The organism is Arthrobacter sp. TRD_SC_6 (assembly GCF_055361185.1).
In genome coordinates, this window is the sequence record NZ_CM143953.1 from 1721294 (window position 1) to 1739975 (window position 18682).

The 18682-nt window shown below is 64.3% G+C and carries 16 protein-coding genes; 8 read left to right on the forward strand and 8 right to left on the reverse strand.

Translation table 11 applies throughout. The annotated features are described in order from the left end of the window. The first annotated feature begins 45 nt into the window (after positions 1 to 45). Both ACWA1U_RS08360 and ACWA1U_RS08365 read left to right on the forward strand, forming a co-directional pair. Positions 46 to 1308 (forward strand): HNH endonuclease family protein, encoded by a 1263-nt coding sequence (locus ACWA1U_RS08360; RefSeq protein WP_463724864.1) that lies wholly within the window; start codon positions 46 to 48, stop codon positions 1306 to 1308. Positions 1309 to 1373: 65 nt separating this feature from the next. Further along, a complete protein-coding gene (locus ACWA1U_RS08365; RefSeq protein ID WP_463724865.1) occupies positions 1374 to 1958 on the forward strand; it encodes a DnaJ family domain-containing protein in 585 nt (194 codons plus the stop codon). Between the two features lie 23 nt (positions 1959 to 1981). On the opposite strand, the gene ACWA1U_RS08370 is transcribed toward ACWA1U_RS08365, so the two are convergent. Together ACWA1U_RS08370 and ACWA1U_RS08375 are read right to left on the reverse strand one after the other, a co-directional pair. Beyond that, positions 1982 to 2266 (reverse strand): GNAT family N-acetyltransferase, encoded by a 285-nt coding sequence (locus ACWA1U_RS08370; RefSeq protein WP_463724866.1) that lies wholly within the window; start codon positions 2264 to 2266, stop codon positions 1982 to 1984. Positions 2267 to 2269: 3 nt separating this feature from the next. Beyond that, the gene (locus ACWA1U_RS08375; RefSeq protein WP_463724867.1) at positions 2270 to 2509 is read right to left on the reverse strand and encodes a hypothetical protein; all 240 of its coding nucleotides are present in this window, start codon (positions 2507 to 2509) and stop codon (positions 2270 to 2272) included. Positions 2510 to 2610: 101 nt separating this feature from the next. Between ACWA1U_RS08375 and ACWA1U_RS08380 the strand changes: the two genes are divergently transcribed. After that, entirely contained in the window at positions 2611 to 3348 is a 738-nt protein-coding gene (locus tag ACWA1U_RS08380; RefSeq protein ID WP_463724868.1) for a GAF and ANTAR domain-containing protein, read from the forward strand. Here the strand turns inward: ACWA1U_RS08380 and ACWA1U_RS08385 are convergent. Next, positions 3345 to 4061, reverse strand: a complete 717-nt coding sequence (locus tag ACWA1U_RS08385) for a YoaK family protein (RefSeq protein WP_463724869.1) — start codon at positions 4059 to 4061, stop codon at positions 3345 to 3347. The genes ACWA1U_RS08380 and ACWA1U_RS08385 overlap by 4 nt on opposite strands. A 108-nt stretch (positions 4062 to 4169) precedes the next feature. On the opposite strand from ACWA1U_RS08385, the gene ACWA1U_RS08390 reads away from it, so the two are divergent. Then, a complete protein-coding gene (locus ACWA1U_RS08390; protein ID WP_463724870.1) occupies positions 4170 to 5978 on the forward strand; it encodes a gamma-glutamyltransferase family protein in 1809 nt (602 codons plus the stop codon). Next, positions 5962 to 6687 (forward strand): GntR family transcriptional regulator, encoded by a 726-nt coding sequence (locus ACWA1U_RS08395; protein WP_463724871.1) that lies wholly within the window; start codon positions 5962 to 5964, stop codon positions 6685 to 6687. The genes ACWA1U_RS08390 and ACWA1U_RS08395 overlap by 17 nt, the downstream gene beginning before the upstream one ends. A gap of 104 nt (positions 6688 to 6791) precedes the next feature. Here ACWA1U_RS08395 and ACWA1U_RS08400 read toward each other — a convergent pair whose 3' ends face one another. From ACWA1U_RS08400 to ACWA1U_RS08415, 4 genes are all read right to left on the reverse strand, one after another. After that, positions 6792 to 8048: a phospholipase D-like domain-containing protein gene (locus ACWA1U_RS08400; protein WP_463724872.1), complete on the reverse strand. Its 1257-nt coding sequence runs from the start codon at positions 8046 to 8048 to the stop codon at positions 6792 to 6794. Between the two features lie 46 nt (positions 8049 to 8094). Further along, positions 8095 to 8595, reverse strand: coding sequence for a hypothetical protein (locus tag ACWA1U_RS08405; RefSeq protein WP_463724873.1), 501 nt, complete (start codon positions 8593 to 8595; stop codon positions 8095 to 8097). Further along, a complete protein-coding gene (locus ACWA1U_RS08410) occupies positions 8592 to 9944 on the reverse strand; it encodes a serine/threonine-protein kinase (RefSeq protein WP_463724874.1) in 1353 nt (450 codons plus the stop codon). The genes ACWA1U_RS08405 and ACWA1U_RS08410 overlap by 4 nt, the downstream gene beginning before the upstream one ends. A gap of 141 nt (positions 9945 to 10085) precedes the next feature. Further along, complete coding sequence (locus ACWA1U_RS08415) at positions 10086 to 11099, reverse strand: LacI family DNA-binding transcriptional regulator (RefSeq protein ID WP_463724875.1); 1014 nt, start codon at positions 11097 to 11099, stop codon at positions 10086 to 10088. A 96-nt stretch (positions 11100 to 11195) separates the two neighbouring features. On the opposite strand from ACWA1U_RS08415, the gene ACWA1U_RS08420 reads away from it, so the two are divergent. Together ACWA1U_RS08420 and ACWA1U_RS08425 are read left to right on the forward strand one after the other, a co-directional pair. Continuing rightward, entirely contained in the window at positions 11196 to 13043 is a 1848-nt protein-coding gene (locus ACWA1U_RS08420; RefSeq protein ID WP_463724876.1) for a glycoside hydrolase family 35 protein, read from the forward strand. Positions 13044 to 13188: 145 nt separating this feature from the next. Beyond that, on the forward strand, positions 13189 to 17070 hold the full coding sequence (locus ACWA1U_RS08425; protein WP_463724877.1) for an endo-alpha-N-acetylgalactosaminidase family protein: 3882 nt from the start codon (positions 13189 to 13191) through the stop codon (positions 17068 to 17070). 163 nt (positions 17071 to 17233) lie between these two features. Here ACWA1U_RS08425 and ACWA1U_RS08430 read toward each other — a convergent pair whose 3' ends face one another. Next, entirely contained in the window at positions 17234 to 17545 is a 312-nt protein-coding gene (locus tag ACWA1U_RS08430; protein ID WP_463724878.1) for a hypothetical protein, read from the reverse strand. Between the two features lie 557 nt (positions 17546 to 18102). Here ACWA1U_RS08430 and ACWA1U_RS08435 point away from each other — a divergent pair. Further along, the gene (locus tag ACWA1U_RS08435; RefSeq protein ID WP_463724879.1) at positions 18103 to 18573 is read left to right on the forward strand and encodes a hypothetical protein; all 471 of its coding nucleotides are present in this window, start codon (positions 18103 to 18105) and stop codon (positions 18571 to 18573) included. Positions 18574 to 18682 lie beyond the last annotated feature (109 nt).

The window sequence follows — 18682 nt, forward strand, 5'->3', positions numbered from 1 at the left end:
CCGTACCGTACGCTTTGCTGACCACCACTCGTACGGGGACAATTCTTGAATAATCCATCACTGCCGCCTGCCCAAGTTCCCGTCCGGAACCGCCCACCAAAGGCGAAGGCATCCACTCTGATCGTTGCAGGATTCGGCCTGTTCCTCATGGTCATAGGCCTGATCACGAGCGGTATCGGTGGCGCGATCGTCATGGCCGCACTCCTCGCCCTCTTCACCGGGCTCTACACGCTCCTCACCGGCCGCGGATCATGGGCGCGCCTCGCTGGCCGTAAAGCCGGCTCGATCGTTGCGGCCGCGAGTATCGTCGGGTTGATTGTCGGAGGCGCCCTGGTCCCACCGACCGAGTACACCGTTCCCACCGCAATCGCCGAACCGACCACGCCGGCGGGAACCTCCGAGCCCGCGCCGGCAAGCACATCGAGCGCACCAAGTAAAACATCCGAGCCCGAGCCGAGCGCCAAGCCGACGACGGCGGCCCCCGACACCGCGCCCGTCGACGCCGACACCGTGCTCGGGGCAGACGGCAACCCGAACGCGCCAGAAGACCAGCCGGAGTACGGCGTCAAGGCACTCGTGCTGCTTGAGACGCTCGTCATCAAGGGCCGGGCACCGAAAACCGGGTACGACCGCGACCAGTTCGGCCAGGCCTGGCTTGACGTAGACCGCAACGGCTGCGACACCCGGAACGACATGCTGAACCGGGACCTACGCGACCTTGTCCACGCCAACTCGGTGCCCTGCAAAGTCCGCTCCGGAATCCTGGATGACCCCTACACGGGAACCACCATCGCGTTCCTGCGCGGACAGGACACCAGCAGCGACGTCCAGATCGACCACATGGTCGCCCTCGCCGACGCCTGGCAGAAAGGCGCGCAGCAACTGACGTTCGAACAGCGCGTCGCCTTCGCGAACGATCCCCTCAACCTCCAATCGACCGACGGCCCCACCAACGCCCAAAAGGGAGCGGGCGACGCCGCGACCTGGCTCCCGCCGAACCGCGGGTACCGCTGCGAGTACGTGGCACGGCAAATCTCCGTCAAAGCGACGTACAACCTGTGGGTCACCCAGGCGGAGCACGATGCCATGGCACGCGTCCTATCTGACTGCGCCGATTTGCTGGCACCAACCAACCAACCGTCACCCACGCCGAGTCCTGAACCGGAGCCGGTCAAGGAAGCAGCGCCCGTCCTGGCGTTCGCAAATTGCGACGAGGCTCGCGCAGCCGGAGCCGCACCGGTTTACGCTGGCCAGCCCGGCTACGGCGGTCACCTCGACGGTGACGGTGACGGCGTGGGCTGCGAGTAGAGAGCTTGCCCTCGCCGCAGCCACCTCGGAATACTGGAGGGACCAGCAGCCGAAGCGGGGTAGCCATGAATGACAGAAGCGAACGCGCCCAACGGATGCAGCGTGTCTCCGAATACCGGTCCGCGCGGCGATCCGGCAGCGATGCGGCCGAGGCCAGGGAACAGGTCGACGAGGACGCAGGCAGCGCCCCGGTCACCGACTTTGCAGCCAAAGCCGATTACGAGATCCGGCAGGCAACGGCACGGGGCGACTTCGACAACCTGAAGTACGCAGGCAAACCCATTCCAGGTCTCGGAGCAACACTCGACCCTGACTGGTGGGTCAAGGGCCTCATCGAACGCGAGCAACTCTCCGGCTTGGCGCCCGCACCGTTCCGCCTCCGCACAGAGGACGCCGAGCTGGACGAAAAGCTTGACCGTCAGTACAGCGAGGCTAAAGTCCGCGAGATCCTGGAGGACTTCAATCGGCAGGTCATCGATGCCCGGCGCCAGCTTCTGGGCGGTCCGCCCGTGGTGACTCGAACTCGCGACATTGATGAGGAACTCGTCCGATGGCGGGAGCGGCGGGCAGCAGCGCGCGTTGTCGCTGAAGAACCCCAGCAGGAGGAGCCGCACCGCGCGCCGTGGTGGCGCCGTCGTCGTCGTTCCTGAAGTACCCGTGGAACCCACTGAAGCTACTCCGCCACGAGCTCCTGGTACTCGGTATGCCGCTCAATGTACGCAGCGATGAAGGGGCAAAGCGGCGCGGCCTTCAGGCCCTGCGAACGCACGTCGTCCAACGCGAAGCGGGCCAGCGTACTGCCGAGGCCGTGGCCTTCGAACGCAGGATCCACCTCGGTGTGCGTGAACAGGACCCGCGAGTCCTTCACCCTGTACTCGGCGAACCCGGCGAGCTTCCCGTCGAGCGTGACCTCGTATCGCCCGGCGTCGGAATTGTTGTGAACCTTAGCGGAGGCCATGGACTACTCCGCTGTGAACTCGCCCTGCGCGACGGCGTCGGCGTACTTGCTGAGGTCGGGTCCGGGTTCAAAGTCCACGAATTGCGGCTGCAGTTTCTCGAACAGGAATTTGTACACCTGATCGCGGTCCTCTCCCGAGTGGGACGAAGCGGCCTCCTGGACCGCTTCCTGTAGGGCCTTGTCAGCGTCCGATAGAATTTTGTCTCGAGCCTGCTCGTTCCAGGTGACTTCGCTGATGTCCATAGTCGTCCTCCGATAGTAAGCACACTGCTTATTACGTTTAGGCTACGGGCGGCGGAGGGGGCCCACAAGCCCACAACATTTCGACCAGAGGGGGATGCGCGATGACCAGCGAGCTTAGAGGCAAGTCTGTCCACGGTGAATTGCAGGACCTCGTGCTGGACAGTGCGGCACTTGAGGAGTTCCTCACCGGCCTCGTGAAAATCGCCGCAAGGGACCTCTCCAACGCCACCGGACAGACCATTTACACAGCCATTACCTTGCTCCGCCCCAAGCGCGCTGCAACCGTCGCAAGCAGCAGCGACGAGGCCTTGGCGATGGATGAAATCCAATACGGCTACAACGACGGCCCCTGCCTCCGCGCTGCCCGGGAGCACCACACGGTGGTAGTCCAGGACTTCCGCTCCGAGTCGCGGTTCGGTGAGTACACCAAGGCGATTGCAGGAAACGGGCTGCGTTCTGGGCTGGGCGTACCAGTGCTCCTCGAAGGCGAAGCGAACGCTGGCCTTGACCTGTACTGCCGCGAGCCGAACATCTTCGACGCACACAAAATTGCGGCAGCGCAGCAGTTCGCCAATAAGGCCTCGCGTTCCATGCAGTTGGCGGTGCGGGTAGCGGGCCTGTTGGAGGTCAATGACGACATGAGCGCCGCCATGGAGAGCCGCACCACGATCGACCTGGCGGTGGGCATCGTCATGGGCCAGAACCGCTGCAGCCAGGGGGAGGCCTTCAACATCCTCAAGGCAGCTTCCTCAGCGCGCAATGTGAAACTGGCCGCGGTTGCGGCGGCTGTGGTCGAGTCAGTGAACCAGATGAGCGCGGTGACCCACTTCGACGCCTAGCCCGCGGCCACAGCGCTTTGGCGGGAGGCACGGCGGCGGTCCTCCCGGTAACGGACATGACCCGCCACGGTCACGGCACCGGCGAGCACAGCGGAAATCAGCACGCCAACCCACAGATCGATCAGCAGAGCGAAGCCGCCAGCCACCGCGCCCAGCCCGATCAGCAGGATGGCCAGCGCCCTGCGGCCCCAGAATTTGCCGCTCCCACCGGCCAACCGCGAATCCGACGCCAGCCCGGTGATTGTCGACGTCACCACCACGGTCGTAATTTCCGCAACTTTCAACCGCTTGGCGGTGGCGGCCTGGATGCCCATCACGGTCGCCAGCCCTGACGTAACGGCACTGCCAAGTACTTCGTCTGTGTTCACGTCAACGAGCCCGACGACGACGGCGATCACCGCCGTGCCCAGCGCCACCAGCCCGAAGGCCACAGAGGTTCGCGCGCTCCATCCCTCCGGAGCTTTCAGGAGCATCCTCCCCGCCAGCAGCGCACCAACCATGAAGAAGAGCAGCGCCAGTGCCGGCCGGAGCACTGGAAGGTCATTACCTCCGGCCACGGCCATGCCGAGCAACACCACGTTGCCGGTCATGTTGCCGGTGAATACACGGTCCAGGCCGAGGTAGCCGACGGCGTCGATTACCCCCGTGGAGAAAGTCAGGGCGAGCATCAGGGTCAGGTGCAGGCGGTCAGTCGAGATGCGGGCGGGCGACATGGGGATCCTTCGCTAGGGCTGCGCGAACGTATACCAAAAGTGGTTGCTGCAGGTAAGTTGTATACAAACGCCACGCTGAGGATACCAACCGCGAAAGTAGATCACACCATGACCTTCACCCCGCCGGAACCATTCACCACCAGGCCCACCCTCCAGGGGACGTTCGGCATGAGCGCCTCAACCCACTGGCTGGCCACGGCCTCAGCCCAGGCAGTCCTTGAGCGTGGCGGCAACGCGTTCGACGCCGCGGTTGCGGGCGCGTTCGTCCTTCACGTCGTCGAGCCGCACCTGAACGGCCCGGGTGGGGACATGACTGGGGTCTTCGCTACCGCTGAGAACCCGTCCCGGCCGGTGGTCCTGATGGGCCAGGGTCCCGCACCCGCGGCTGCCACCCGTGAGCACTACCTCGCCGAAGGCCTGGAACTGGTTCCCGGAGCGGGCGCGCTCGCCGCGGCCGTTCCCGCCGCCGTCGACGCCTGGCTTCTGCTGCTCCGCGACCACGGCACCTGGGAGCTGGGCGATGTGCTGGCGTTCGTCATCGACTACGCGCGGAACGGCCACCCGGTGCTTGGCCGCGTCGGAGCGACCATCAACGCCGTGAAAGATCTGTTCAACGAGCATTGGCCGACGTCGGCGGCGTTGTGGATGCCGGGCGGAAAAATCCCGGCCGACGGCGACGTCATCCGCAACGTTGCATATGCAGCCGTCCTCGACCGCCTGATTGATGCCGGAAACGACGCCGGATCGCGCGAGGACCGCATCGACGCAGCACGTCGCGAATGGCGTGAAGGCTTCGTGGCCCGTGCCGCCGTCGAGTTCATCCAGACACCGCACCGTCACTCCTCCGGGCAGGACCACGCGGGTGTCATGAGCCTCGGGGATTTCGCCGGGTTCCAGGCCGGGTACGAGGATGCCACCACGCTGGAGTTCCGCGGCTACACCATCGCCAAGACCGGTGCGTGGGGGCAGGGCCCGGCCCTGCTGCAAACCCTTGCGATCCTCGACGGGTTCGACGACGACCGCCTCGACCCCTCCACCGGCCTTGGCGCACACACCATCCTCGAAGCGCAGAAGCTTGCGATTGCCGACCGCGAGGCATACTACGGGGATGCCGCCGTGCCGATGGAGCACCTGCTCTCCGAGGAGTATGCCGCTGAACGCCGAGCGCTGATTAATGACGAGGCATCCACTGGGTTCCGCCCGGGCACCGTCCCCGGACACACGCCGTTCACGCCGCCGCTGCGCACCGAGTACACGCCGCCCGCGCTCGCCGGCAAGGACGGGTTCGCCGGCGTGGGGGAGCCGACGGTCTCCCGAAGCGGTGAGACGCGCGGGGACACTTGCCATATCGACGTCGTCGACCGGTGGGGAAACATGGTCTCTGCGACCCCGTCCGGCGGGTGGCTGCAGTCCTCGCCGACCATCCCGGAACTTGGCTTCTGCCTTGGCTCGCGCCTGCAGATGACGTGGCTGGAGGAGGGTGCGCCGTCGTCGTTGGAGCCTGGAAAGCGGCCGCGCACCACTCTGACGCCCACACTGATCCTGAAGGACGGCAAGCCCGTGGTGGCGCTCGGATCGCCCGGCGGGGACCAGCAGGACCAATGGCAACTGCTCTACATCCTGCGCACGATCGTGGGCGGCTACTCCCCGCAGCAGGCCATCGACGCGCCGTCGCTGCATACGACGTCGATCCCTGGCTCGTTCTTCCCGCGGACGTGGGAGCCGGGCGGCGCTGTTGTGGAGGACCGGCTGGGTGAGGACGTCATCGCCGATCTCGAACGGCGCGGACACGTGATCACGCGGGCGGGGGACTGGTCGCTTGGCCGCCTGTCTTGCGTGGTGAGCGATCCGGAAACCGGGGTCCTCAGGGCCGCCGCGAACCCGCGCGGGGGCCAGGGCTATGCCGCGGGGCGCTGAGGTCCTGTCCGGCAGGGATAACGAGAACGACGACGGCGCCAAACCCCTCCAGCGCGTCCGGGACCAGCTTCGCCGCGACATTATCCTCGGTGTGCTTACGCCTGGAACCCGGGTAACGGAGTCCGCGTTGGCGTCCAAGTACGGGATCTCGAGGGTGCCGATCCGCGAGGCATTGCGGGCGCTGGAGGCCGAGGGGTTCGTTGAATCCAGGCCGTACGTGGGGTCGACAGTCGCCAAGATCCCCGTTGACGATGCCGAAGACCTGTTCCTGGTCCGTGAAGCGCTCGAAGCTGCGACTGCCCGGCGGTCGGCGCGCAGGGCGGCGGCGCAGTTCGCGGCCGATGCTCCGAGTGTCGACTGGTGGCGGGCACGGAAAGCGTTGGCCGACGTGCTCGACGCCGGTGACGCCGCCGTCGTCGGGGATAGGTTGGACCTGCTGCCGGAGCTGAACATCCGCTTTCACCTCGGGGTGGCTGAGCTGAGCGGCAGCGCCTCGTTGACGGCGCTGCTGCGGCAGATCGCCGGGAAGATCGAGTGGCTGTACGCTACGGACGTCAACACGCGCGGCAAGGAATCATGGGCGGAACACCGCGACATCATGGCCGCCATCGACGCCGGCTCGGAGGCGGACGCCGAGCGGCTCATGGCAACGCATGTGCGCCGGTCGAGGGAAGGCTACCTGGCCCGCTTCTCCGCAGACCTCCCTTGAAGTTTTTGTCGCCTAGTTGCCGTTTAGACGCCGCAAATACAGCAACTAGGCGACAAAAACTTCTGTGGGCTAGGCGCACGCACCGGCCCCAGGAGACATACGCGCTACAGGAACGGACGCAGCGGCGCGAGAATCGCTTCGCTCACACGGGCCACGATGTGCCGGCTCTCCCACTCCTTGAGTGAAAGTTCTCGGCAGTTGCTGCTGTCGATCTCGTAGATGCGTTCCATGTCGGCGGCCAGGTTCGTATCAAACATCTCGACGTTGATCTCGTAATTTCCGGTGAGGCTCAACCGGTCAATGTTGGCGGTGCCGATGGTGGACCACTCCCCGTCGACGGTGGCGGTCTTCGCATGGATCATGGCGTTCTGGTAGAGCAGCACCTTCACCCCAGCCCGCAGCAACGCAGAGTAGAAGCCGCGGGAGAGCCAGTCGGACACCACATGGTTTGAGTCCTCGGGCAGGATGACCCGGACGTCGACGCCGCGCTCACTCGCGCGGAGCAGTGCCTCAAGAATCTGCTGGTCCGGAACGAAGTACGCGGTGGTGATGTAGATGTGGCTGTGTGCGCGGTTGATTGCGTCGAGATACACGCCGCGGATCGGGAACACGAGGTTCGCCGGTATGTTGTTCACTGCCCGGAGCCGCGGTTCCCAGTACCCGGCGCTGGTTTCGGGAAGTGGCTCGAGGTGCTGCGACGGCGCCGAATTCCAGAATGCGACAAAGGCCTGGCGCAATTCCCACACCGACTTCCCCTCGATCCTGAGGTGGGTATCCCTCCACTTCGAGGCATACAGCGAGCCGATGTTGTACCCGCCGACGAACCCGATCGAGTCATCCACCACCATGATTTTCCGGTGGTCAAAGCCGGTGCCGCGGATGTTGGTGAACACGATCGTCGGGCGCACCACGGGGAACCGGAAGACCTGCACATCCGGGTGGAAACGGTAGAAGGTGGGCGGCACAACGAGGTTCGCGAACCCGTCATAGATCACGTACACCTTCACGCCCCGCGCCGCCGCCTCGTTCAGGGCGTCCTTGAACTTGCGCCCGAATGCGTCGCCCTTCCAGATGTAGGTCTCCAGCATCACGGTGTGTTTGGCGTTGTGGATCGAGCTGAGCATTTCCTCATACAGGTCGTGCCCATACGTATAGACGGTGGTGGCAGACTCCGCCACCGAGGACTCGAAGATTCCTGGGTGCGGAAACCCCGGGCGCTTTGCGCGCCGCCTCTTCTGTACGGCGTCAACGATCACGATGGCGGCAATCACCGTTGCCTGGACGGCCGCGAACATCATGGCTCCGCGCGTCACGATGGAGCGGGTGAGCGCGAAGAATTGGAAGCGGCGGAGCGTACGCATGAGAAGAGCCTAGTCGGTGGAGCGCGACGGGCCGGGACAGGACCGCTTACCCGTCGTCGTCGTCGTCCTCGCGGTCCTTTGCCTCGTCCTTCGCTTTCTCCTTGGCCTCGTCATCGGCACGCTTCTGGGCTTCCTCGGCGTCCTTGCGGTCATCCTCTGTGATCTGTTTCGGCGGGGAGACAGGTGGGTCGGCCTCGACCGTGGCGGGTACCGTTGTCTCGGGCACAGACGGTTCCGTCACCTCGGGCACGGCCGGCTCAGGCGCCACGTCAAGGGAGGCGACGAACGCGTCGATCCCCGCCTGAATGCGGTCCGCTCGTCCCGGAGCGACATTGCCAGCCTGTTCCGCCGCCTCAACGTCCGCCTTCAACGCCTCCGCGTCCTGAAGCGCCTGTTCAACGTTGCCCTGTTGGGTGAGCGTGGCCAGCGATCGGACCTGTTGCTGAAAAGTTTCGGCAGCGCCCGGCTCGATCGGCGTCGGCCCACCGCACGCACCCAGCGCGGGCAAAGTCAGTGCTGCGAGGAGCGCCCAGTTGTGTCGCCTCATGGCTGCACGCTTTCGTAGAGTTCCGACAGGCGTTCACCGGGAGCCCCCGGCACGGCAGGCAGGGGTTCCAGCTCAGGCGTTGGGTTGAGCAGCCCGGACAGCACAACAGCAAGGATCGCGAGCAACAAGCCGACGACGACGGCGCCCGCCACCCAGGCTGTGCGCTTGCCCCTTCGTGGGGCTGGGTGGGCGCTGTCATCAGGGTGGGATCCGACCCTTGGAGCTGCCGCTGCGTCCGGCGAGTGGGCGGTGAAGTTCGGGGTGCCAGCGTCCTTGGAGCGGACGGTCGGCGCGGGGCCGATAGGCGCTCCGGAATGGGCGGCGACTGGTTCAGAGCTCGTGGCGCCCGGCTCATCGGGGAGGCCAAGGACGTACGCACGCCGGGTCTTGTCCGGAGCAGGGACCGGACGGTTAGGGAGTGCGGCCGTCTGTCCCTCGGTCAGCATCCGGTCGCGTTCGACGCTCAGGTGCTCGGCGACCTCCGCTGCCGTGGGACGCTCAGCGGCGTCCATCGCTGTCATCCGAACGATCAGGCGCCGCCACGCCGGATTGATGGTGGCGGGCATTGCCGGCGGGTGGTGGAGCCGCGCCAGCGCGGTTTCGAGGCCATGCCCTTCGTAGGCCGGGTTCCCGGTGAGGCATTCGAGGAGTACGAGGCCGAGGGCGTACACGTCTGTCGCCGCATCCACAGGATTACCGCGGGCTTGCTCCGGGCTGAAGTAGGCTGCCGTGCCGATGATTTGGCCGGCCATGGTCAGGCGGGCACTGTCAGTTCGCCGGGCGATGCCAAAGTCCGTCAACACGTAGCCGAACCGTCCCGAATGCGGATCAGCGTCCCGCGTAAGAATGTTGGAAGGCTTCACATCCCGGTGCGTGATTCCGCGGCCATGGACGTATGCGAGGGTGCGGCTGACATCGTGTGCAACAGCCCAGGCCCGGTCGAGTGCAAGCGGTCCGTCATGCAGCAATTGGTGCAGGTCAGGTCCGTCCACCAGGTCCATCACCACCCACCCGAACCCCGCTGAGTGTCCGACGTCGTGAACCTTCACCAACCCCGGGTGGTCCAGCCCAGCCAGAAGCTGAGCCTCCGAGCGCTCACGCTTGGAGAGGCCGCCCTCGGAGGAGGGGCCGTCGTCGGGCTGGCCCCTGAACAGCTTGATGGCCACCTCGCGGTCAAGAAGTTCGTCGCGGCCGCGGTGTACTTCAGCCATGCCGCCGGAGCCGAGAAGCTCACCGATTGCATAACGCCCATCACCGAGGACTTCGCCAGAGACCACGCCGGGAGAGGTGGTGAGTGGAGGCAGGGACGGTGCTGCCGGTGCCCGGCCGGGTCGAGGAGGAAGCTGCATGCGGGCACCTCCTGAAATTCGTAGTCGTTTCTTCAATAGAAGCTCACCCCGCGCGTCACCTCAAGGGATTTGCCCGGGTTCTCACCACATTCTCATCTGCGCCGCAAAGACGCATCAAAGATGAGACGCCGGAAGATCAATTCAGCGCGGAGGGCTGGTGGTTGCGCGGACAATCAGTTCCGGCTCCACCAGTTCGGGCACCAGATCCAGGTCCGGGTCGCTGATGTGCTGCAGGAGGTGGGCAACGGCCCTGCGTCCGGTTTCCTCGAAGGATTGCCGCACAGTGGTCAGCGGGGGCGAGCAGTAGGCGGCAAGGGCGATGTCGTCTATTCCGACAACGGACACGTCCTCGGGGACACGCCGGCCCAGTTCGGCCAGCGCGCGGATCAAACCGAACGCCATCTCGTCGCTGGCGACCAGCACTGCGGTCACCTCGGGCATACGGCCGAGGATCAGCCCGTTCCGGTAACCCGATTCCGGTGTCCAGTCACCGTGCAGCTCCGGAGGGACCTCGCACCCCGCTGATTCCAGGGTGTGTTTCCAGCCGACCACGCGGGTGGCGGAATCCGACCATTCCGTGGGCCCAGCAACGTGCCATACAGTCTTGTGTCCCAACTCCAACAGGTGCTCGGTGGCCAGCCGTGCAGCGACGCTCTGGTCCACGGCGACGACGTCGGCTGCCGTAGTCCTGGTGCCGTCAACCACCACGGTGGGCACGCGGCGGGTGAGCTGCTCGAGCGGTTCGTCCACGTCGATCAGTGGAACGGCGATGATGATCCCGTCGACGCCCTGGTCAGCCAGCCGCGATAGTGCCTTGCCGATCGCGGCGGAGGAGAGGGTCGCCGTCGTCGCTGTGTTGACGGCGTAGCCGGACCGCCGCGCTTCGTGTTCGATCCCGAGTGAGAGGGAAGCGCGCGAGTAGAAGTTCGTGGCGAGCGTCAGCACTCCGAGGGTCTGGCTGCGGCCGGTGACCAGTGCACGTGCGGTGTTGTTCCTCCGGTAACCGAGGTCGGCGACAGCAGCGAGCACCCGTGCGCGCGTTCCGGGTTCCACATGCGGATGCTCGCTCAGCACCCTCGACACCGTTTGCGCGGACACCTGGGCGGCCTGCGCCACGTCCCGCATGGAGGGGGAGCGGCGGGCTTGTAAGGTCATGGGAAGAATCCTTGAGTGTCCGTGTTACAGACTGTGAGCTTGTAACATCGTAGCCCCACAGGGCACCAGTTGAGTGGACGTAGTGGTATCCGTAACATGAAACGAGTGACCCAGCTTCAGAACGCTCCCTCAGTTGCCCACGCCGCCCAGCCGTCCCAGGCCCTCACCTTTGCGGACTCGCAGCTGTACCGGCATGGCGCCGAACACCGCATCCTGTCCGGCTCCATCCACTACTTCCGCGTGCACCCGGAACAGTGGCGTGACCGCCTCGAACGCATCAAGGCTCTCGGCTGCAACACCGTGGACACCTATGTCGCCTGGAACTTTCACCAGCGCAACCCGGGACAGCCTGACTTCAGCGGCTGGCGTGACCTGGGTGGGTTCATCGACCTGGCGGGCGAGCTTGGCCTCGACGTGATCGTGCGCCCGGGCCCGTACATCTGCGCCGAATGGGACAACGGAGCCTTCCCATCCTGGTTGACCAAAGTGCCCGGCATCTCCCTCCGCTCCAGCGATGACCGCTACCTGCAACCTGTTTCCGACTGGTTCGACGCCCTGATCCCGATCATCACCAGCAGGCAGGCCGCACACGGCGGGCCGGTGGTGGCTGTGCAGTTGGAGAACGAGTACGGCAGTTACGGGGATGACACCGCTTACCTCGCATGGCTCCGCGACGCACTGGCTTCACGCGGCATTGTCGAGTTCATCTACACCGCAGACGGTCCCACCGTGTCAATGCTCGACGGCGGCACAATCGAGGGCACCATGGCAGCCGCGACCTTCGGCAGTGGCGCAGGGGACGCCGCGGCACTGCTCCGTTCACGGCGCACCGGGGAACCGTTCCTGTGTGCTGAGTTCTGGAACGGCTGGTTCGACCACTGGGGCGAAAAGCACCACACCCGTTCCGCCTCGAGCGCCGCCTCTGTTGTGGCGGACATTCTTTCCGAAAACGGCTCGGTCAGCCTCTACATGGCCCACGGCGGAAGCAACTTCGGCCTGTGGTCCGGCGCGAACTACGCCGACGGCGTCCTCCAGCCCACCATCCAGAGCTATGATTCCGACGCCCCGATCGCCGAGGACGGCTCCCTGACCGAGAAGTTCCACGCCATCCGCGCGCTCCTGCGCGGCGCCAGCAATGGCAGTTCAGATAACGACGACGACGGCGCGCTGCCGCCGGCACCGCGGCGGTTGCCTGCTGCGCGAATCGCAGTGGAGCGCCGGGCAGGGTTGCTCGAGAGTGTGCGAAACCTTGGTGCGCCGGTGCGTTCAGCATCCCCGCTGACCTTCGAGGAGCTCGGACTGGATGCTGGCCTGGTATTCCACCGGGCGGCGCCAGTGCTGCCTGCCGGGGACACCCGCATCAAGATTCGCGGACTGCACGACCGCGCCCACGTCTTCATCGACGGCCAGCCGGTCGGCGTTCTTGAGCGGTCCGACGGCGAGGAGGGGCTCGCCGTCGTCGGGCATGGAAAAGCAGTGGAGTTGAACATTCTGGTCGAGCACCTGGGCCGCATCAACTACGGCCCCTACCTGGGTGAGCACAAGGGAATACTGCAGGGCGTCTCTGTGGGGCAGCGGCTGGTTCACGGGTGGGACAACGTGCCGGTTGACCTTGAATCGCTTGATCCAGCGGATCTCGTGAAGCAAGAGGGGCGAGGATCCGCAGACAGCGGGGTTTACGAGGCTTCCATCGATACCCCCGAGCCTGCGGACACGTTCATCGCACTCCCCGGTTTCCGCAAAGGCTTCATCTGGATCAACGGTTTCCTTCTCGGGCGCTACTGGGAGGTGGGACCACAGGTTACCTACTACGTACCGGCGCCGTTGCTGAAGGCGGGTATGAACCAGGTTGTCGTCCTCGAACTTGAGCAGGCTGCTACCTATCTCGAGCTGCGTCATGCGCCGGAGCTTGGTGCAACGGAAGACTACGTCGAGACGTTCTGAGCCGGTTTTCCTGGCGCGTTTTCATTCAATCTTGTGTGATACGGATAACAGTGGCATGATGGCACGTGTTATCCATAACACTGTCACTGATGACGCAGTGCATCTTATGTGACAGGTGACCACCGGACCATCACATAGGAGAGAGATGAGCAGCTCATCGCAGCGCTTCAGGCGTGCGGGCGGCTTGTCAGTAATAGGGGTAATGGCGGCTTCCGCACTCACCCCACTGGCAGCACTCCCGGCCGTCGCCCAGGCGGCGGGGGATACCCACATCATCCAGTCAGAGGATCTCGCCGTTACCGTCTCGGCGAAGTTCCCCCAGGTGGTCTCGTACGAGCACCTGGCCACCGACGCGGTTCTCGACGGTAATGCCGAGACCCTGACCAACATGACCATCAACGGCAAGGCTGAGCCGGCAAACGTCACTGCCACCACTGACGGCACCGGCGCCGTCGACTACTCGGTGACGTTCCCCGGCATTGCCGGAGCAGAGGTGGACGCCCGGATCAGCGTTGACAAGACCGTGGTGACGTTCGAAGTCACCGGCGTCACCGACGGCACCGACGCCATGATCCGCACGCTGCAGATCCCCGGCCATGAACTGGTCAGCGTCTCCTCGGCGCAGAGCGGCGCCCAGGTTTCCACGGCCAACCTGTCCGTGGACCGCGCAGTCAGCGGTGACACTTTTACTCCGATCACCGCGAGCACGCCTCTTGACGCCCAGCCCAAGAGCTCAGCCTTCGCTCTTGCCAACACGGCACAACTCGCGGCCGCGCTTGAGTCGAACGCGCTGTATGACACGTCCTCCGGTCCGGGTTCCCGCGATCAGGGACGCTTCTGGCGGCAGGCAGAGCGCGAGGGCGCCAACGTCCGCATGGGTATCTCCAGCGGCCAATGGCTCTACCGGGCCAATGAGTCCACTGAGGAAGAAGAACTTCCCTGGACCAGGATCGCCATCACACCGGACGCGAACAAGGACGGCGCGGTCAACTGGCAGGACGGCGCCATCGCCCTGCGCGGCATCGCCGTCATGCCCTACAAGGGAGAAGAGGTTGCCAACAAGGTTGTCCAGCGCATTCCCTTCAACTTCGCGTCCCAGGCAACGCACCCCTTCCTGCGTACCCTCGACGACACCAAGCGCATTGCGCTGGCGACCGACGGGCTGGGCCAGAGCGCAGTGCTCAAAGGTTTCGGCAACGAGGGCCATGACTCCGCCAACACCGACTTCGCGGACAACTACAACACACGCGCCGGCGGGCTTGAGGATCTTAACAAGCTGCTCGAAGCGGGCGAGAAGTGGAACGCCTCCTTCGGTGTCCACATCAACCAGACCGAGGCTTACCCGGAATCACTCTTCTTCGACACCGGCATGCTGGACCCTGCACGCAAGGGGTGGAACTGGCTTGACCAGTCCTACTACATCGACCAGCGGCAGGACATCCTCTCGGGCTACCTTGCTGAACGGATCGCGAAGTTCCGCGATCAGACCCACCCGAACCTGGACATGGTCTACGTGGACGTCTTCTACGAGTTCGGCTGGCTCGCTGACCGCCTCCAGAAGGAACTGATCAAGAACGAGTTCCGGGTTTCCTCCGAGTGGTCCTACGCCCTGGCCCGTCACAATACCTGGGCGCACTGGGCCACCGATGAGAACTACGGCGGCTCCACCAACAAGGGCGTCAACTCGAGCATCATCCGGTTCGTGCAGAACTCGCACAAGGACACCTGGAACCCGCACCCGCTCCTCGGTAACGCGAACATCGTGGAGTGGGAAGGCTGGACCGGCGAGAATGACTACAACGCGTTCTCCAAGAACATCTGGGTGAAGAACCTCCCCGCCAAGTTCCTGCAGCAGGAGGAAATCCTGAAGTGGGAAACGAACCGCATTGACCTTACCGGTGGCGTCTCCGTGACAGGCACTTCCGCTGCAGACCGCATCGTTACGGTGGGCGGCGCGGAGGTTCTCCGTGGAGACACCTACCTGCTGCCCTGGGCCAGCGATGGAGAAGATTCGAAGCAGCAGAAGCTGTACCACTTCAATCCCAAGGGCGGCGCCACCAGCTGGAAGCTGCCTGACACTTTCCGTCAGAGCGGCGGCTACAAGCTCTTCAAGCTCACCGACACCGGGCGGGTGGAAGTTGCGAAGCCAAAGGTGAAGAACGGCTCGGTCACCCTGGAGGCCGAAGCTGGTCAGCCCTACGTCCTCACCCACGACAACCGCGGTGCGGAGCTTCCGCAGACCGCAAGCTTCGGCGAGGGAATACCTGTCCAGGATCCAGGATTCAATGCCGCGGATCTCGCGAGTTGGAATGCAACCGGAACTGTTGCGATCGAGCGCAACGACCTCGGTCACCGCTACGCGGTTCTCGGTGCCGGCGAATCATCGGTCAGCCAGCAGTTGGGCAAGCTCGACGCCGGCACCTACTCGGTGAGTGCCTGGGTTGAGATCGAACCGGGCCAGAAACGCGAAACAACCCTCGCCGTCGACGGCGGTGTGAAGGCTGTCGCGAATACGGTCACCAGTTCCGGTGCCCGCAACTGGGTCGCTGCCGATGAGAAGCACGACACGAACTTCCAGCGCATGCGTGTACTGGTTGACGTGCCGGAGGGCGGAGCATCGCCCACGCTGACCATCACGGCGGCCGAGGGTGTTGCGCCGGTCCGCGTTGACGACGTTCGCGTGGTCGAGACAGAGCACGTGCCGACCGTTGGCATCATCTTGGAGGACTTCGAAAATGTTGACCAGGGTTGGGGTCCGTTCGTGAAGGGTACTGCCGGCGGGGTAACCGATCCCCGTACGCACCTTTCTGAGCTCAACGCCCCATTTACGCAGAAGGGCTGGAACGGCAAGGCGGTGGACGACGTCATCGAGGGCGACTGGTCGCTGAAGGCTCACGAGGAGAACCGCTACAACGGCGGACCGGGTCTTGTGTACCGGACCTCCAACTACACGGTGCCGATGAAGCCGGGGCATGCGTACAAGGTGTCCTTCGACTACCAGAATGCACTGGCTAACCAGTACAACTGGGTGGGCGGCTACGACTCCTCGACCGGTGCGGTGCAGACCCAGTCGCAAGCGATACCTCAGGCGCTGGAAACCGGACGGTTCGAGCAGACCATCATCGCCGGCGGGTGCGGTGAAGCGTGGGTCGGCCTGGAACGCTCAGGCAGTGCGGGCGGCGCAGACTTCATCCTGGATAACCTCCTGATCGAAGATCTCGGTGAGTCGGATGTCATCCCGGCCTGCGCACAACTTGCAGTGGACCTGGTTCCGAGCATCATCACCCAGAACGCCGAGAACGAGGTCACCACCACGTTCACGTCGGATGAGCCTGCTGTCGTCAACAATGTTGAGGTCAACCTCGACCTACCGGACGGCTGGACCGCCGAGGCCGAGACCCCCAACACTGCGGCGACGCTTGCACCGGGTGCGACACTGACCACCCGGTGGCAGGTAACTGTGCCAGGCTCAGCGGATGGCGATTACGTTCTCGGTGCCGACGCAAGCTACATCACCACCACGGAGCCCGCGGGCGAGCGCTCGATCTCCAGTGAGGTGAGCGTGTACACGCTGCCGAAGCCCCCATCCGGAACCAAGTACGCGTCCGACCACAAGTGGGTCAGCGCTACCAACGGCTGGGGACCGGTTGAACTCAACCTCGGAAACGGCGAGGCCGGTGCGGGAGACGGGCCGGTCATGAAGCTGAACGGCGTGACCTACCAGAAGGGGCTCGGCGTCCACGCGGCGAGCAACATCCGGTACTTCCTCGGCGGACAGTGCGCACGCTTCACGGCTGACGTGGGTGTGGATGACGCTCAGACCATGCGCGGAACTATTCAGTTCGAGGTGTGGGCAGACGGTCGCCGTCTGACCCAGACTCCGGTTATGCGGCCGGACACTGCAACCGCCAAGCTCGACGTCGACGTGACGGGCGCCAAATACGTCGAGTTGATCGTCAAAGACGGCGGCGACGGCGTTGGCAACGATCACGGCGACTGGGCTGACGCGCAGTTCCGCTGCAGCTAGTACGCACCTGTTAGAGCCCTTGCTGAATCATTCAGCAAGGGCTCTTCGGCGCTGTCAGGGCTGTGCCGCCAGGCTCACCGCGCAGCGGCGCGTAGCGGCCTTGATTGGGTCGGGTAGAAGCCGATGATCGATCGCCAGGGCGATGGACGTCACTACCCGAGCGTTAGGTTTTGTTCTTGTCCTGTGAACCGGGTGTGACGGCGCTGCGCCACACCCACCCCTCCCGGTGGATTTTGATCTTCGGCTCAAAGAACCAGATCCGTATCGCCGTCGCCGTCCACGCCGTCGCGTGAGCCTCCACGAGGTAAGCCTGTGAGGGGTAGCGGATCCACGCATTCACCAGCCGGGAGGGCCGGAACTCCTGGGCTGGGTGGTGTTCGAGGTCGATCTCGGCTTCGGTGAGCATGATCGGCTTCTCGCACATCATGAAACGCTCGATCCACTGATCCACTGATCCACTGATCCACTGATCCACTGATCCACTGATCCAGCAGCCGGTCATAGTATGCGCGGTACCGGACATTCTCACCCGTGACCGACCACCCTCTCTTGTAACTAGATCAGCGCCCTGAAAATCACTGGCACGCTACTCGGCGCAGCTGTCAACCCTCACACCGTGGACCCGCGTTGATATTAAACTCCAGAACAGGGGCTCCCCGGCTGATTTGTGCCTGAAACCGCCAAAACCGTGTGATGATCGCTTCACCCTGCCCAGCCAGGGAGGCTCCAGGCTCCGATGAGATGCTGGAGCTGGAGAATTGCACGGGATCCCCGATGACCTGCCAGAGCTTCCCGTACCACCGCACGGCCATGGGAGTCCCGCAGCTGTCGAAGGTGATGTCCGGTGACTCTGAAGTTCACGATCTGCGCCGTCATAGTGCTGACACTCATTTCCGTGTGATCTGTAGTCTGTGATTCGACTAAAGGAAGCGGGAGGCAAGGTAGGCACAGTGGTCTATCTGTCCCTGCGGTTCAGTCTTTCAAGGGGAGATCACCATGGTGATAACATTGGTTATATAGGAGGTCAAAGGGATGACCATCATGATTGAACCGGAAGTGTTGAAAAAGGCCCGCCGCGCCCGCGCGCGCAGCGTTCTCGGGAGCCTCGACTTTAAACGAGCGATCGCGGATCTTTCCGATGCCGGTTTGACGCAGCGGAACATTGCCCGGCAGCTCAAGATTTCTCAGCCCTACGTAGCGAAGGTTCTAGCGAAAGCGAAAACGTTGGCCCCGGTGCCGGCAGGCCATAGCGGTGCCAGCCCCTATGAGGTGGCTGAACGTTACGCAGTTGATGAGATTACCCGAGAGCAGATGATCAAGGAACTCTCCGAGTGGCCCTATACCCCCACCCCGGATCACTCTGCGCAGCTTGCCAGGGAATGGGATGCCGCGCTGCCGGCAGACCCCGCGGGCACCTTCCAGGAGGTAGGCCGGGCCTACGATGACGGGTTGATTAGTGCTGAGGATTACGACACCATCCTCGACGCGTCACCTGACCACTAGGGAAGCTGGCCGTTAGCCTGTAGGGCGTGCCCACCGACGACGAAAGCGCAACAGCGCACCACGAACGCCTGACCAACTTGTGTGGGAAGGGTGGGCCGCTGGAGGCTAC